Annotated in this window: 13 protein-coding genes and 1 riboswitch; of the genes, 3 read left to right on the top strand and 10 right to left on the bottom strand. The window is 62.5% G+C overall.

Annotated features, from left to right (window positions below; translation table 11 throughout):
* Window positions 1-161: 161 nt before the first annotated feature.
* Together ACTX90_RS01475 and ACTX90_RS01470 are read left to right on the top strand one after the other, a co-directional pair.
* Window positions 162-863: an HNH endonuclease family protein gene (locus tag ACTX90_RS01475; protein ID WP_443442806.1), complete on the top strand. Its 702-nt coding sequence runs from the start codon at window positions 162-164 to the stop codon at window positions 861-863.
* Between the two features lie 579 nt (window positions 864-1,442).
* Window positions 1,443-3,692: a bifunctional metallophosphatase/5'-nucleotidase gene (locus ACTX90_RS01470; protein WP_443442804.1), complete on the top strand. Its 2,250-nt coding sequence runs from the start codon at window positions 1,443-1,445 to the stop codon at window positions 3,690-3,692.
* Between the two features lie 79 nt (window positions 3,693-3,771).
* Here ACTX90_RS01470 and ACTX90_RS01465 read toward each other — a convergent pair whose 3' ends face one another.
* The 10 genes from ACTX90_RS01465 to ACTX90_RS01420 form a co-directional block, all read right to left on the bottom strand.
* The gene (locus tag ACTX90_RS01465) at window positions 3,772-4,095 is read right to left on the bottom strand and encodes a putative quinol monooxygenase (RefSeq protein WP_047118098.1); all 324 of its coding nucleotides are present in this window, start codon (window positions 4,093-4,095) and stop codon (window positions 3,772-3,774) included.
* Between the two features lie 139 nt (window positions 4,096-4,234).
* On the bottom strand, window positions 4,235-4,639 hold the full coding sequence (locus tag ACTX90_RS01460; protein ID WP_443442802.1) for a VOC family protein: 405 nt from the start codon (window positions 4,637-4,639) through the stop codon (window positions 4,235-4,237).
* 432 nt (window positions 4,640-5,071) lie between these two features.
* Entirely contained in the window at window positions 5,072-5,479 is a 408-nt protein-coding gene (locus ACTX90_RS01455) for an MmcQ/YjbR family DNA-binding protein (protein ID WP_047118100.1), read from the bottom strand.
* Window positions 5,480-5,582: 103 nt separating this feature from the next.
* Complete coding sequence (locus ACTX90_RS01450) at window positions 5,583-5,999, bottom strand: CoA-binding protein (protein WP_424679283.1); 417 nt, start codon at window positions 5,997-5,999, stop codon at window positions 5,583-5,585.
* 96 nt (window positions 6,000-6,095) lie between these two features.
* A complete protein-coding gene (locus ACTX90_RS01445) occupies window positions 6,096-7,514 on the bottom strand; it encodes an NtaA/DmoA family FMN-dependent monooxygenase (RefSeq protein WP_443442801.1) in 1,419 nt (472 codons plus the stop codon).
* A gap of 2 nt (window positions 7,515-7,516) precedes the next feature.
* Window positions 7,517-8,761, bottom strand: coding sequence for an acyl-CoA dehydrogenase family protein (locus ACTX90_RS01440; protein WP_443442799.1), 1,245 nt, complete (start codon window positions 8,759-8,761; stop codon window positions 7,517-7,519).
* Between the two features lie 44 nt (window positions 8,762-8,805).
* Window positions 8,806-10,428 (bottom strand): ABC transporter ATP-binding protein, encoded by a 1,623-nt coding sequence (locus ACTX90_RS01435; RefSeq protein WP_443442798.1) that lies wholly within the window; start codon window positions 10,426-10,428, stop codon window positions 8,806-8,808.
* A 28-nt stretch (window positions 10,429-10,456) separates the two neighbouring features.
* On the bottom strand, window positions 10,457-11,344 hold the full coding sequence (locus tag ACTX90_RS01430) for an ABC transporter permease (RefSeq protein ID WP_113607592.1): 888 nt from the start codon (window positions 11,342-11,344) through the stop codon (window positions 10,457-10,459).
* 14 nt (window positions 11,345-11,358) lie between these two features.
* On the bottom strand, window positions 11,359-12,315 hold the full coding sequence (locus ACTX90_RS01425; RefSeq protein WP_113607591.1) for an ABC transporter permease: 957 nt from the start codon (window positions 12,313-12,315) through the stop codon (window positions 11,359-11,361).
* Between the two features lie 11 nt (window positions 12,316-12,326).
* On the bottom strand, window positions 12,327-13,961 hold the full coding sequence (locus tag ACTX90_RS01420; protein ID WP_443442795.1) for an ABC transporter substrate-binding protein: 1,635 nt from the start codon (window positions 13,959-13,961) through the stop codon (window positions 12,327-12,329).
* 121 nt (window positions 13,962-14,082) lie between these two features.
* A riboswitch (SAM riboswitch) is annotated at window positions 14,083-14,174 on the bottom strand.
* Window positions 14,175-14,586: 412 nt separating this feature from the next.
* Between ACTX90_RS01420 and ACTX90_RS01415 the strand changes: the two genes are divergently transcribed.
* The gene (locus tag ACTX90_RS01415; RefSeq protein ID WP_113607589.1) at window positions 14,587-15,255 is read left to right on the top strand and encodes a biliverdin-producing heme oxygenase; all 669 of its coding nucleotides are present in this window, start codon (window positions 14,587-14,589) and stop codon (window positions 15,253-15,255) included.
* Window positions 15,256-15,276 lie beyond the last annotated feature (21 nt).

Raw genomic sequence — 15,276 nt, 5'->3', positions numbered from 1 at the left:
CAAAATGGTAACTTTTTCAATTCAGCCTGCCAACTTCCGAGAAGAGAATCACAGCAAGACACCTGGAGCGAATCAGAGTTTCGTCGGTGCAGGCACATAGAGTCGAATGCTGGGACCGCGGATTGCAGTCCCGCCGCATATTCAAGGAGAAGTACCACCGCATGCGACTGCTGCGCCGCACCCTGTCCCTAGTTCTCGTCGCATCCACCCTCGGACTGGTTTCCTGCTCATCGCTGGCTTCCACGGATTTCACCGGGACAAACGGCGCCCAGGCCGCGACCCCGACAGCCGATCAGCAGGCGACGTATGCCACGTCCCTGAACCAATTGGAAGACATCGCCATCAAGGGTCGCGCACCGAAGACCGGCTACTCTCGCGAGCAATTCAGCAACGGATGGAAAGATACCGACAACAACGGCTGCGATGCGCGCAACGATATCCTCGCTCGCGATCTGGACAATGTTGAATACAAACCGGCCCGGGTCGACTGCGTGGTATTGAGCGGAACTTTCCATGACCCCTACACGGGCAAGACGATCAATTTCGAGCGCGGCCAAACCACAAGTTCCGCCGTACAGATCGACCATGTCGTCGCGCTGTCGGACGCCTGGCAGAAGGGCGCCCAGAAATGGAGCAAGGATGAGCGCCTCCAGTTCGCCAACGATCCGTTGAATCTCCTCGCCTCGGACGGACCCACAAACGCCGCCAAGGGCGACAAGGACGCGGCAACATGGCTGCCACCCAACAAGGACTTCCGCTGCGAATACGTGTCGCGGCAGACCCAGGTCAAGGCCAAGTACGGTGCATGGATGACACAAGCCGAGCATGATTCCATCAAGAAGATCCTGACCTCCTGCATATAGCAGAAGCCCTCCGGCACCGCACTCAGCCCCCGGGCTGAGTATTTCACAGTAAATTACCACCCTGGATGTATGTTCAACCGGCTGGAGATATGGCATCATGGATGTTATTCCAGCTGATAGCGAATTGTTTTCGCGATTACTTGGCGAAAATCGACAGTTCAAGGGTGCACAATGAAGTCACGGTTGTTTGGCGTAGTACTGTTGCTTGCCAGCGTCTGCATTTTCGTGTTCGCCCTGGACAACCCCCAGCGCTCCCTGGCAACAACCTGCTGGGTCGCGTCAACCCTCATGTTCATTGCGGCAGCCATGCTGCTTCTGAGCGGCATCGTCGGATCATCCTCCGTGACCGCCGGCGATTCACGCAGCAGGCGCCAGAGGTAAAGCCTGCGCCCCATTTCCATCGCATGCCTGCCGGCTCGGCAGGGCATGCGGCATTTCCAGCGATGCAACCCACCGAACAGGACTCTTGCTGCACAAAAAGATCTGTTTTATACGTGAAATTTACGCTCAAGCATCGACAGGTTCACCTTCATGGGATAAACATGAGAGAAGTCACACGCTTAACTCTGAGGAGAATCTATGCCTGCGCTCAGGCGGATCAAGAACATTTCGCTGACTTCCCTGGCTACCGCATCCTTGGTTGCGGCCGGTTGCGCGGTAGCCCAGGCCGCAACGGTGGCAGCGCCAGCTGCCGAAACTTTCACCTTGGACATCTTGGACATCAATGATTTCCACGGGCGCATCGCTCCCAACAGCGACTCTGCCGGCGCAGCAGTCCTGGCAGGAGCAGTCGACGAACTGCGCGCGCAAAACCCGGACACCTTGTTCGTCTCAGCTGGCGACAACATCGGAGCCTCGACCTTCGCCTCGGCTTCGCAGGACGACAACCCGACCATCGACGCGCTGGCTACAGGCGGGCTCGATGTTTCCGCGGTCGGCAACCACGAATTCGACAAGGGCTTCGCGGACCTCAGTGGGCGCGTCGTCGACCGCTACGCCGCCGCGTCGGGACAGGATGGCGAAGATTTCGCCCTCGGAGCGAATGTGTATAAGAAGGGCACCAAGACCCCAGCCCTGCGCGAATACGCGATTCGCGAAGTCAACGGCATCAATGTCGGCTTCATCGGCACCGTGACCGAAGACGTCCCGTCGCTGGTCACCCCTACGGGCATCCAAGACCTTGATTTCGGCAGCGAGCTCGAAGCCGTCAACCGCGTCGCGAAGCAGCTGTCGGATGGAAATGCAGGCAACGGCGAAGCCGACGTGCTGGTGCTGCTGACCCACAACGGCTCCGAAAGCGACACCTGCGAGACCATCGCAGCGGAGGACACCAGCTACGGCAAGCTGCTGCGCGGTGCCAGCGAGCAGGTGGAAGCCATTGTCTCCGGCCACACCCACCAGGCTTACGACTGCATGGTCGCGGGCCCTGACGGCGTCGAGCGCCCGGTCATCCAGGCCCACCAGTACGGCACTACGCTGGGCAAGGTCTCCCTGGAAATCGACAGCGCCACCGGAGATGTCGTGGATTCCACCCCTTCGCTGCTGCCACTGGCAACCGAGGGCGAGGCTGGCGACTGGCAGCCGAACTACACCGCGAACGAAACGGTGCAATCCATCGTCGATAAGGCGCTGGCGGATTCCGAAGAGGTCGGCAACGTGAAGGTCGGCGAAATTTCAGCCGATATCCTGCGAGGCGGCGACATTCCGGGATCCGACCGCGGCGTGGAGTCCACGCTGGGCAACACCGTAGCTGATATCCACCTCTGGGCCACCTCGAACGAGGACTTCGCCGGAACCCCGGCGCAGATCGCGTTCATGAACCCGGGCGGCCTGCGCGCGGACCTGCTCTACGGCGAGGACGGCACGGTGACCTACAAGGCCGCCGCAGACGTTCAGCCGTTCGCCAACACGCTGATCACCTTCGAAATGACCGGCGCCCAAATCCGCGAGGCGCTGGAGCAGCAGTGGCAGCCGGAGGGTTCCGAGCGTTCCAAGCTGCATCTGGGCATCTCCGAGGGACTCTCCTACACCTACGTCGAAGACGCCCCACGCGGCGAGCACATCAAGACGATCACCTTCAACGGAGAACCGCTGGACGAAACTGCCACCTTCCAGGTCGCGGCCAATGCGTTCCTGGCGGCCGGCGGCGACAACTTCACCGCCTTCGCCGAGGGTGCCGACCATGCGGATTCCGGCCAAATCGATCTAGATGCCACCGTGAACTACTTCAAGTCCCACGATGTCGTCGATCCAGCCCCGCTGGGACGGGCGATGATCGCCGGCACCGACTGGGCCCAGGTCGAGCTTTCCGCCACCGAGGCAGAAGCCGGCCAGGACATCGAGGTCACCGTCTCCGGTCTGGAGGAAGGCGCGCAGATCACCGCCTCGGCCTTCAACGGGGAGCTGGAAATCACCGACATCTCGGCGGCGGATGCGCAGGGAACCACCAGCTTCACACTGCCGATTGCCGAGGGCACCGAGGCCGGCGACTACGAGCTGCTGATCTCGCAGGTGCAGCGCGAAAGCATCTCCACCACGTTCACCGTGGTGGCCGCCGAGCCGCCAGCCAGCCCGACGCCTTCGGAAAGCGCATCGCCAACTGCAAGCCCGTCCCCGACACAGACTCCTGACGAGTCGGGCGAGCCGACCAGCTCGGCCACGCCGACAGCTTCGGCCACCCCGACGGACAACGGCAACCAGAATGACCGTGATGACCTGGCGCAGACCGGTTTCAGCGCATCCTGGATCGGCATTGCCGCTGGTGCCATTGTCCTGCTGGGCATCCTCCTGCTGCTGGTACGCCGCTTCGGAAACAAGAACAGCCACTAGGCTGACCGCCGCACCAGCTGCGTAGAGCGAAGGCGCGGACCCCGTTCGGGGTCCGCGCCTTCAACGCTTAATGAGTGAATTAGTCGATGACAAGTTCGCCCATGGTGTCCCAGTCCTCGCCGTCGACCTTGCGGGAGACGATCTTCGGGGTGGATACCAGCAGCGGGCGCATGGACTCCAGGCCGGCTGCGAAGTGTGCGGAGTTGACGTGGGCGCCAGCGGCTTCGTCATCGCGGAATGCCTCGACGAGCACGAACTCGTTGGGATCCTCGACGCTGATCGACCAGTCAAACCACAGGTTGCCTTCTTCGGCGCGGGTGGCCTTGGTGAACTCGGCAACGTGGTCCATGAAGCTGTCGGTGAATTCTGGCTTTACCTGATATTTAACAACGATGAAGTACATGCTTCCAGTCTATTGATCCACCGGCGTTTTGGGCCCTTCAGCACATGTATTCTTGGTCCCTTTGGCGAAACCGTGGTCCACAGGTCCCGGCCAGAACCTTCTCCGGAGGCTGGCAAGAAGGCATGAGGCAGATAGGGGCTCAAGTGGTCGGGCCGGCCTCGTCCTTCATCCAGAACGGAGAATAGTGGTATCCGTCCGGGTCGTCGAACTGCCGCTGGTACATGAACGGATAGTCATCGGTGTCGCCGATTTTTCCTCCTGCGGCTCCAGCTCGCTCGACCAGCTCGTCGACCGCTTCGCGGCTGCCCAGGTCGAATGACACCGTGACCTTCGAGGGCGTATCGGGCCCGGCGATAAGTTCTTCCACGCCTCCGACACTCGCATACATTTCACGGCTGCCGAGCATGACATACTGATCAGCCGAGATCGCGAAACAGGCGACCTGTTCGCTGGACATCTCAGAGTTCAGCGTCCAACCGAGGGCTGTGTAGAACGCAGTCGCTCGCTCGATGCTCTGGACGGGGCACGTAATGAACAGGCTCATGAATCCATGGTTCTCATTCGACGATGCGCTGTCAATGCCCCGCGTCGGCTCGCCTCAAGCATCCGCGAAGGCTCCGGTCCCCGACCTGGACTCAGGCCCCAGATTCCCGGAAGCAGGACCATGCGCCGCAGGCCCGGTGCCTTGGATAGAGGCGTCCGGCCCGGGCGATGCCGAAAGCAGGAGCCGCTTGTTTCTATTTGCAGGTAGCAGCCTGGGCAAATATAGGTAGTGAATGATTGAGCCGTATATTGAATTCCAAATTCATCCTGACAAGACTGAATTTAGGATGGCGCTTACAACCATCCATTGTTGCCGGGGCGGCGCAAATAATCCCCCAAGTTATTTGTGCGGCAGCGAGGCTCTCCACTTACCCCCAATACGGTGGAGAGCCGCCCCTCCCGATACTTTTTGCCTTGCCGGCTTGGCCGGCATTCACCAGGAACGGCGGATGACTTCCTTGTCCCGGTTCGGCATTCCGTCGACGACCAGATCATAGGAGTCCTCGATGAGCTCGCGCATGGTTTGCTCGTCCAGCCCCATTCGCACCGAATTCCAGTGCTTCTTGTTCATGTGATATCCCGGGGTGATCTCCGGGTGCTCGCTTCGCTGCTGGTCAGCCAGCGCGGGTTCGCATTTCAGGTTCAGCAGCAGTTCGCCGTGCAGGTGCATGATCAAGGCAAACAGCTTGCCGTTCTCCCGGTCCCTGCCGGCGACCTTGAAGACTGTCGTTTCCGGCCCGAACGGATGGTCTTCATAGGCGCGGGGCATCTGCAGGCACAAGGCCCGCCAGGCATTTTCCGTGCGTTCCTTGTCGCTATGCGACGATCCATTGCCCGACATTGTGAGCTCCCCGGTTCCCTCAACGATCCACGTTTCGGAGCCAACGGTATCAGCCTGAATCGGCTTCGTGCTGGGCTATCGGCGCCCCGACGATACCGGGTCGCTAAATACGCGGAAATTCGATCATGGGGCAGGTGTCCATGACGACGTCCAAGCCGGCAGCGGCTGCCCTCTGTGCCGCGCTCTGGTCTATTACCCCTAGTTGGAGCCAGATTGCCCGCGCACCGACAGCGATTGCCTGGTCTACGATTTCGCCGACTTTTTGCGAGTTGACGAAGCAGTTCACGACGTCGATCGTGCCCGGGATCTCCGCCAGCTTCTCGTAACCGCTCCGGCCGAATACCGACTCCCCGGTGAGCGACACCGGAATGATTTCCATGCCCAGCGAGTCCTGGAGGAAGCGTGCGACCGAAGGCGCGACGCGCCGCGGATTGTTGGTCAGGCCGACAACTGCCCAGCGGCCTCGATTTGTCAGCAGTCGCCGGATGACTGCGGGATCGTTTACGTGGTTGGTGCCCATGTGCGCAACGATACCGCCGTTGCCGGTGAAAGTCTGCGGATCAGGAAATGGCAGGCAGATCCCCTCCCAGTTGGATCTGCCTGCCAAGCTTTGTTGCTAGCCCTGGTACTGCAGGCTGGCCTCGGAATTTGCGGCCGAGTATTCGGTGAAGGCGCCGCGGTACTGGGCTGCCGGATGGTTTGCCGGGAGCTTGTCCCCGCGCCCGAAGACCTTTTGCCGCAGGCTTCCCGGCGCATACTCGCTCTGCGCCAGGCCGCGGCGGCGCAGCTCCGGAAGGACGCCTTCGATGAAGTTGTCGTACGAGCCGGGCAGCACGTGGTTCATGATGTTCAGCCCGTCGATCCCGGCATCCTGCCAGCGCTCCAGCTCGTCGACGATCTGTTCCGGGGTGCCCACGATCTGCTGGGCCTTGGCCCGGTAGTTCGCCAGGTCGCGCAGGGTTGGATTGCGTCCCGGGGTCGAGGCCAGTACCGCTTCCAGCACGCCCTGGGCGCCTTCGGTCTTCACCGCGCCCAGTGGAGTGTCCAAGTCCAGCCCGCCGAGGTCGACGCCGATGCCTCCCCCAATATGGGCAACGATGGCCTCCAGGTCTAGATACTGGTCGTATTCCGCTTCCAGGGCCTTGGCCTCTGCTTCGGTGGAACCGACCACGAAGGAGAGCCCTGCGAAGACCTTGATATCCGTGCGGGTGCGGCCGGCGGCTTCGAGGTTGCCGATCAGCTGGGCGTTTTTCTTGGCCACGTATTCCGGGTGCGGCGCAAACAGGAACGTCGCCTCCGCATGGGTGGCGGCGAACTGCGAGCCGCGCGGCGAGGACCCCGCCTGAAACAGGAACGGGGTGCGCTGGACGCTGGGCAGGGCCAGGTGCGGTCCGTCGATCGAGTACAGCTGGCCGCGGTGGTTGATCTTGTTGACCCGGGCCGGGTCGGCGTAGATGCCCGACCCCTTGTCTGCCTTGAGCGCATCGTCCTCCCAGGAGCCCTCCCAGAGCTTGTAGGCGGCTTCCACGTACTCCTCGGCCCAGGCGTAGCGGTCGTCGTGCGCGACCAGGTTGTCGCCGCCGAAGTTTCGGTGCGCGTTCTCCAGCACGCTGGTCACGATGTTCCAGGCCACGCGGCCGTTGGACAGGTGGTCGAGCGTGGAGGCCTGGCGGGCAAACTGGAACGGGTGCGCCTGCACCACCGAGCTGGTCATGGCCAGCCCGATGTCGCTGGTGGTGGCGGACAGCGCGGAGAGCAGCACCAGCGGGTCCTGGCTCGGAACCTGCAGCCCCTTGCGCACCAGCGAGGCCCAGCCGCCCTCGTGGTCGCCGTACAAGCCCACCACGTCGGCGAAGAACAGGCTGTCGAACTTGGCGTCTTCCAGCTTCTTGGCCAGCTCCACCCAGAGCGCCAGCTCGTTGAACTTGTGCTGCTCGGCCTGAGGGTGGCGCCACATGCCGCCGAGGATGTGGCTGGAGGTGTTCATCAGGAAGGCCGAGAGCAGGAAGCGCGGCCGCGAGTCGAAGGTTCCCATGGCTACTTGGCTCCCTTGGCTTCGCCGATCGAGTGCAGGCCCATCGGGATGGTTCCGTTGATGAAGTAGTCGCCCACCGAGCGGGCCTTGAAGGCGACCGGGTTGTGGGTGGCGACGGTGCGGGCATTGCGCCAGAAGCGGTCAAGCGACTTGGAGGTGGAGACCGCCGAGGCGCCGGTGACGTCGAAGAGCTCGCTGGTGGCGTCCAGGACCAGCTTCGGGGCCGCCACGTGCGCCTGCTGCACCGCGAGCTCGGCGCGCAGGAAGGAGGCCTCCGCATCCAGTCCGAGGCTCGGGTCCAGCGCGGCGTCCAGGTCGCGGGCCGCCGACACCACGATCGATTCCGCGGCGAACACGTTGGAGGCCAGGCGTCCCACGAGCTCCTGGATCTGCGGGTCGTCCTTGAACAGCGCGCCGGAGCCGGTGTTGAAGGTACGGGTGCGGGTGGCCACAATGCGGGCGGCTTCGTTGCGGGCCGCCTTGCCGATGCCGACCAGCACCGAAAGCAGGCACAGCTGGAAGAACGCGGGCTCCAGGGTGGAGGCCACCTTGCGCTGGATGATGTTCTGCTCGTCCACCGCGACGTCGGTGAAGATCGCGGTGCCGGTGCCGGTCAGCGGCTGGCCGAAGCCGTCCCAGTCGTCGAGGATCTCAACGCCCTGGGCATGGCGGTCGACCACCGCGTACTGGCGCCCCTCAACGCCGTCCGTGGTCGCCATGACAACTACCCAGTCGGCGAAGATCGAGCCGGTGGTGTAGTACTTCTCGCCGCGCAGCACCCACCCGGCATCGGTCTTGACGAGCTTGGTGTTGGTGCTGCCCAGCGCGTTGCCGCCGCGCTCGGTGGCGGCATTGCCGAAAATCTCCCCGGCGAGCACACGCGGGAACCAGCGATCCTGGAATTCCTGCGGCTGCAGCGCAATGGTTTCCACGAAGGAGAAGTGGCTGCGCAGCAGGTGCGACACATTGGAGTCGGCGGCCGACAGTTCAATGAGCAGGCGGAAAAGATGCTCGTGGCTGACCGGATCCCCGCCGTGGCTTGCCGGCACGCGCAACGTGGTGAATCCGGCGTCCTTCAGCCACTGGACCTGCTCGAAAGGCAGGATGCGCTGCTGTTCGCGTTCCCGGGTGCCTTCGGCGATACGCGCGAATACCTCGCTGAAGCGGGCCGAGAGCTGCTGGTAGGCGGCTTCGCTGCCGTACGGTGCGGTAATGGTCAGGGTCGATTCCAGGGCGTCGGTGCTCATAGTATCTCTTTCGGAATTCAGTGAAATAAGTGGTTCGTGGATGTTCAGCGGCTGCGCGTCTCGGCGAGCTCGCGCAGTACGCGGCCGGGGTTCGCTGCCAGCAGTGTTCGGGTGTACTCGTGCTGCGGGTCGGAGAAGACCTGTGCGACGGATCCGACCTCGACCAGTTCGCCGCCGCGCATCACGCCGACCTGGTGGCTGATGCGTTCAACCACGTGCAGGTCGTGGGAGATGAACAGGTAGGTGAGGTTTTTCTCGCGCTGCAGCGTATCGAGCAGTTCCAGGATTTGTTCCTGCGTCAGGACGTCCAGTGCGCTCAGCGCCTCGTCGAGCACCAGGATCTTAGCGCCGCTTGCCAGTGCCCGGGCGATGGCCACCCGCTGCCGCTGGCCGCCCGACAGTTCGCCGGGCCGCTTGGAGGCAAGCTCCGCACCCAGATTGACCTGTTCCATGAGCTGGGCCACGCGAGCGCGACGCCAGGCCGCGTCGCCCAGGCGGTAGTTGACCATTGGCTCGGCGATGATCGCTTCGACCCGCTGCCGGGGATCCAGCGCGGAGTCCGGGTTCTGGTAGACCAGCTGGGCTTCGCGCCACAGCGCGTAGCGCTGCTTTCCTCCGATGCCGGTCACCTCGTTGCCGTTGACTCGCGCGCTGCCGTTGCTGGCTTCGAGCAGGCCCATGATGATTTTCGCGGTGGTGGATTTTCCCGAGCCGGATTCGCCGACCAGAGAGAACGTGGTCCCCCGGGCGACGTCGAAGGACACGGAAGACACCGCAGTATGGGCCGCAGTCCCCTTGCCGAAAACCTTGCCGAGGTTCGCGACCGAGATCGCCAGGTCATCGGTGCTCCGCGTGTCCTGCTGGTTCGCGGTGGCGTAGGCCTGGTCAAGCAGCGCCTTGGTATACGGGTCGATGCTCTGGGAGACCAATTCCGCCACGCTCCGGTCTTCGAGGATGCGCCCGGAGTTCATGACCAGGACGCGGTCGGCGATATCCGTGGCGACGGCCAGGTCGTGGGTCACGAACAGCACGGTGGTTCCGTTTTTGCGTGCCAGCGACACGAAGATCTCCAGCACGGTCCGCTGCACGGTGACATCCAGCGCGCTCGTAGGCTCATCGGCGATGAGCAGCTTCGGGTTCAGTGCGAACGCAATGGCGATCAGTACACGCTGCTTCAACCCGCCTGACAGCTCATGCGGGTACTGCGACATCCTGCTTTCGGCGCGGTCAATGCCCACGCTTTCCAGCAGCTCGATCGCCTTGGAACGCCATTGGGCTTTGGGGACCGAACGGCTGGGGTGCAGCCTGAACACCTCGATCACCTGGGAGCCGATGGTCTTCACCGGGTCCAGGGAGGCGCCCGGGTCCTGCGGCACCAGCCCGATGCCTGCCCCGCGGATCTTGCGCCATTCGTGCACGTTCAACGTGGTCACTTCGGTGCCGCCAAAGCGCACGCTGCCGGTGCTTTTGGTGCCCTGGGGCAGCAAACCGATCAGGGACTTGGTCAGCGTCGACTTGCCGGAGCCGGATTCGCCGACGATGGCAACGATCTGCCCGCCGGGAATCTGGAGGTTGATGTTGTCCGCGGCGATGGTTCCCTGCGCGTACTGAACCGTGAGGTCTTCAATCCGGATCACCGGATTGGCGGTATTCTGTGGGGCATTCATGGATCTCTCCTTTCAACCGGGTACGGCGCTAGAAGCGGAAGGCTTTGTTGACGGCTCGCCCCAAGGTGGCCATCAGCATCACTGCGGCAACGATGACCAGGCCGGGAAGGGTGGTGAGCCACCAGGCGACAGAAAGGTACTGCCGTCCCTCGGAGATCAGCAGACCCCACTCCGGGGTCGGCGGCGGGGAACCGAAGCCGAGGAAACCGAGCCCCGAGATCGCCAGGATTGCCGCGCCGAGGTCAACGGCCAGCAGCGAGAGCACTGGCCCGATCACGTGTGGAATGATATGTCGGCGCAGAACGGTGAAGTATCCGCCCCCGCTCATCAGCGCGGCCTGCACGAAGTCCCGGGAACGGACCCGGAGCACCTCGGTGCGCACCAGCCGTGCGAAGGCCGCAATGGAAGCGATGCCGACACCGAGTCCCAGCGACAGCGGGCCGGGTTCGGTCGCTGTCACCAGGATCAGGGCGATCAGGAACGCCGGGACTGCCAGGATGACATCCACCAGGCGCATGGCTGCGCTATCGGCAAACCTGCCGGCGGTTCCGGCAAGCAGCCCGAGGATCGAACCGACAATGCTGCCGATCAGGCAGGCAAGCCCCGCGGTGAGCAGCGTCTGCCGGGTTCCGTACACAACTCGGGAGAAGACATCGCGTCCCAGGTGATCGGTGCCGAACAGGTGCTCGGAGCTTGGAGCCAGGAGCTTGTCCGCCGGCACTCCGGTGATCGGGTCGTGGCCGGTGAACAGCGAGGGAACCAAGGCCCACAACAGCACGATGGCCAGCGGAACCAGGACCCACCACCGCGCCAGCCGGCGCCGCGCCGCGGAGGATCCCGAGGTCCGCGCAACCGGCTGTTCGGAAGCGGCCAGGGGTGCGGCGGTCGTATCGACGTTGTCTGCCAGAAGGCTCATGGACTTTTCCTTCCCTAGGCCGCAAGCGCGCGGGGCGAACCGGAGCGGGCGGTGATGATACGCGGATCGAGCTTCGGATGGATGAGGTCAACCAGCAGGTTGACTGTTGTGAACACGACGGCGGTCAGCAGGACCAGCCCCTGGACCAGCGGGATGTCCTGGACGGTGACCGACTGGAGAATCAGCTGGCCCAACCCTGCACGGGCGAAAACGGTTTCGGTGATCACCGACCCGGCAAGCAGCGTTCCGATGGTGATGCCGGCAATGGACAGCGCGGCGGGCGCGGCGTTCTTCAGCGTATGGCGGTAGAAAATCCACGATTCGCTGGCGCCCTTGGCCCGCAGCACGTCCACGAATGGCTGGGTGTTGACTTCCTGCACGCTCTTGATGAGCACCTGGGCGATGGGTGCGCTCAAATGCACCGCCAGCACGAAAATCGGCACCGCCAGAGAGAGGAACGAATCGTCCGGGAACAGCGACATCACGCCGAGCTGGACCGCCAGCAGCTGCAGCAGCACCAGCCCAAGCCAGAAGACCGGGATGGAAACCATGAGCGGCGGAAGATTCAGCAGCAGGTTGCGCAGCTTGGCGCCGCGGGCCAGGCTGGCCGCGGCCGTGAGCGCCACAGCGAAAACGACCGCGACAACGAAGGCCGAGCCTGCCAGCACCAACGTTGAACCGGCGACTTCGCCGATGCGGGCGGATACTTCAGAGCCGCTGGACAGGGAGTATCCCAGATCTCCACGCAGCAGACCGAGTAGCTGGGAGAAGTACTGGACAATGACCGGTTGGTCGTACCCGTAGTACTCCTTCATCTGCGCGATAGTCGCCGGATCAGCTGCCGAGTCCGAGTTCAGGAAAATCGTCACCGGGTCGTTGGGAAGCGACTGAACTGCGATGAATACCGCGGTGTAGGCAAGCCAGATCACCAGCAGGGCCTGGCCTACGCGCTTGGCAATGTATCCGCCCATGGCTTCGACTCCTAGCCTTCGCTCTTCCAAGCGCCCTGGAAGATCGGGGCGGTACCGGAGGTGAACTCGACGTGGGCTGACTCGTTCGCGCCGTAGACCTGGACCTCGTCCCACAGTACGAGCGTCAGGGCCTTGTCCAGCACCAGTGCACGCTGTTCTTCCTCGACCAGCTTCAGATGCTCTTCTTCGCTGGTTGCCGCCTGTTCCTTGGCGAAGAGCTTGTTCAGTTCCTCGTCGGAGTTCAGGGTCTGGGTATTGTTGGCCGGCGCGTACACCGGGCCGAGGCCGCCGAGGGCGAACTGGCGGGTGCCGAAGAATTCGACCTTGTCGTCGACCAGTGCGTTGACCAGGAAGGTGTTGTCGGCCGCGCGGTTGACCAGCTTCACGCCAAGGTCGCGCCACTGCTGCTCGATCAATTCGAAGGCCGGCTTGATGACAACCGAGTTGTTCGAGGTGGCCACCGTGATTTCCAGCTTTTCGCCGTCCTTCTCACGGATGCCGTCGGCGCCGACCTTCCAGCCTGCTTCGTCCAGGAGCTGCTTTGATTTCTCCGGGTTGTAGGCGATTTCAGAGGACAGGTCGACGAAACCCGGGGCCTTGTGGTTCAAGATCGATCCCGCCACGACGTAGCTGTCGGACAGCACAGTGTCCTTGATGGCTTGGCGGTCGATTCCGACCTGCAGCGCCTGGCGGACCTTGGCGTCCGCCAGCTTGCCGGAGCCGATGCGCACTGCTGCCTGGTTCGTGGTCAGGTCCACTCCCTGCGCGGCGAAGACCTGGCCGCCGTTGGCTGCCAGTACCTGCTCGTCCACCGGCTGCAGACCTCGGACCAGGTCGACCTGGCCCGACTGGGCGGCGCCGGCGCGGCTTGCGACTTCAGGCAGGTACTTGACCACGAGGGAGTCAAGGTATGCGTCGCCCTGGTTCGGGGCGGTTTCCGGGGCCCAGGCGTAGTCGTCGCGGCTGGTGAACACCACTTCTTCGTCCGGCTTTTCCGATTCGAAGACAAACGGGCCGGAACCGACGATCTTGGCGATGGCTGACTGGCCTGCATTGTCCAGCTTCAAGGTCTTCGGGGAGACCAGGCCTGCGGCGACCGAAGAAGTAGCGCGCAGGAAGTTGGCATCGGGACGCTTCAGCGTCACCTTCACCTGGTTCTCCCCCACGACCTCGGCCGATTTGTAGGCGCCGAAGTCCACGTTTGGAGCGATCTGTGCATCCTTGATGCCCAGACCCAGCGCGTCAAGATTCAGCTTGACCGCTTCGGCATTAAGCGCGGATCCATCCGAAAAAGTCACTCCGTCGCGAATGGTGAAGGTGAATTCCGTCTGCTCCTTGTTCGCCTTGAAATCCTTGGCAATCCAGCCCACCAGCTTGCCGGATTCAACGTCGAAGTAGGTCAGGCGGTCAAGGACCGAGTTCAGCACGTTGGCCTTCTCGTAGAAGCGCGCTGCCTGGGTCTGCCAGTTGTTGATCGGGGTGACCTCGGCGAAGGTGAAGGTGCCGCCTTCAACCGGTTCGCCGGAGGCGGTCGGGGCGCCTTCCGCTGGGGCGGCAGTTGTCGAGTTTCCGCCGCAGGCAGTCAGCGTCAGGCCTAGGACGGTGACAAGGGCCGCTGCTTTCAAGCTCAGGTGCGAAGTACGCATCTTCGTGTGTTCCTCTCGGTGTTGGACCCGAGGATTACGCCTGATGTTCAACGATCCGCTTGTAGCGAGTTCGAGGGAAGGCAGAGATCTCCCCTTGAAGGACCGTTGCGAAATCTAGCAATCTCCATCGGTCCTGGCCTTAGCACCGCTCCCGATGTCGGGTGGTTGCTGCGACGTCAACGAGCCAGGTCTCTCAGTCGCTCTGGATGGTGTGGTGTCCAATTTCTTGAACAATTTCAGTGTCGAACACGGAGTTGAATATGACCAAGCGTGACGTAAGTAAAACGTCATGAAACCCAGCAACGGTTATCAACGCTCTTGAAACGAGTCATTTTGCACGTCACAAAGCGTCTTGTGACGATTCTTGTCGACAGCTCTGACAAATTCTTGACTCGGCACCAGGAAGCAAGATCTGTTGCGGCTCCATGGATGAAGGAGCTGGTTGGACAAAATCGCGATATCAGCGACCACGGCCCGCCCTTCCCAAGCCGATGCGTCCGCCGTCCGGTGAACACGGAAATCACCGTCTCCTGCAGAATGGAACAACCCTCGATTGAAACCGGAAATTAGGTTAGCCTTAATAAAAAATTTCGCCATTCCAATCTCGCTAAGAAAGACGGGCAACATGAGCGCCACCGACGCAACACAGTTTTCCGCCCGGCTTCGCAGCGTCACCCAGGAAGATCACCACGCCGCAGAATCCAGCGACTTCATCACCACGCTGATGGGCGGGGAACGCTCGGCACGCGACTACATGTTGCTGATTGCCCAGTACCACTACATCTACGGTGCGTTGGAAGAAGAAGTCCGGGTGCTTGCCGCGGATCCGGAACTTGGCGAAATCTTGGACGCGGCACTTGAACGCAGTGGGCAGATTGCAAAAGACCTGGATGTCCTGCTGCCGGCCCACGGGTTGAAGGAGATCCCAGCGGCGTTGCCGGCCACCGAGGCCTACGTTGCGGCAATCCGCGCCTCGGCTGCGGAACCGGCGCGCCTCGTCGCCCACCACTACCTGCGCTACCTGGGAGACCTGTCCGGCGGCCTAGCCATCGGAAAGCTCGTACCCCGCCACTATTCCATTCCCGATGAAGCATTGAACATGTGGAAGTTCGAGGCCATCGACAAGCCAAAAATCTACAAGGATTCCTACCGCGACAAACTCGATGTTTTCGGGGCGAACACCTCGCATGCCGAAGCGGTGCTGGACGAGGCGAAGCGCGGGTTCCAGTGGAACAAGGCGATCTTCGAGGACCTGCTGAAGGCAAGCGCCAGCGAGCTGAGCGCCGCATCCTAGGTTTTCGGAAGTTCTGCACCG

Source organism: Glutamicibacter soli, from assembly GCF_052322135.1.
GTDB lineage: Bacteria > Actinomycetota > Actinomycetes > Actinomycetales > Micrococcaceae > Glutamicibacter > Glutamicibacter soli.
Note: the sequence above shows the minus strand (reverse complement) of the source record. Positions and strands in the feature narration are given on the sequence as shown.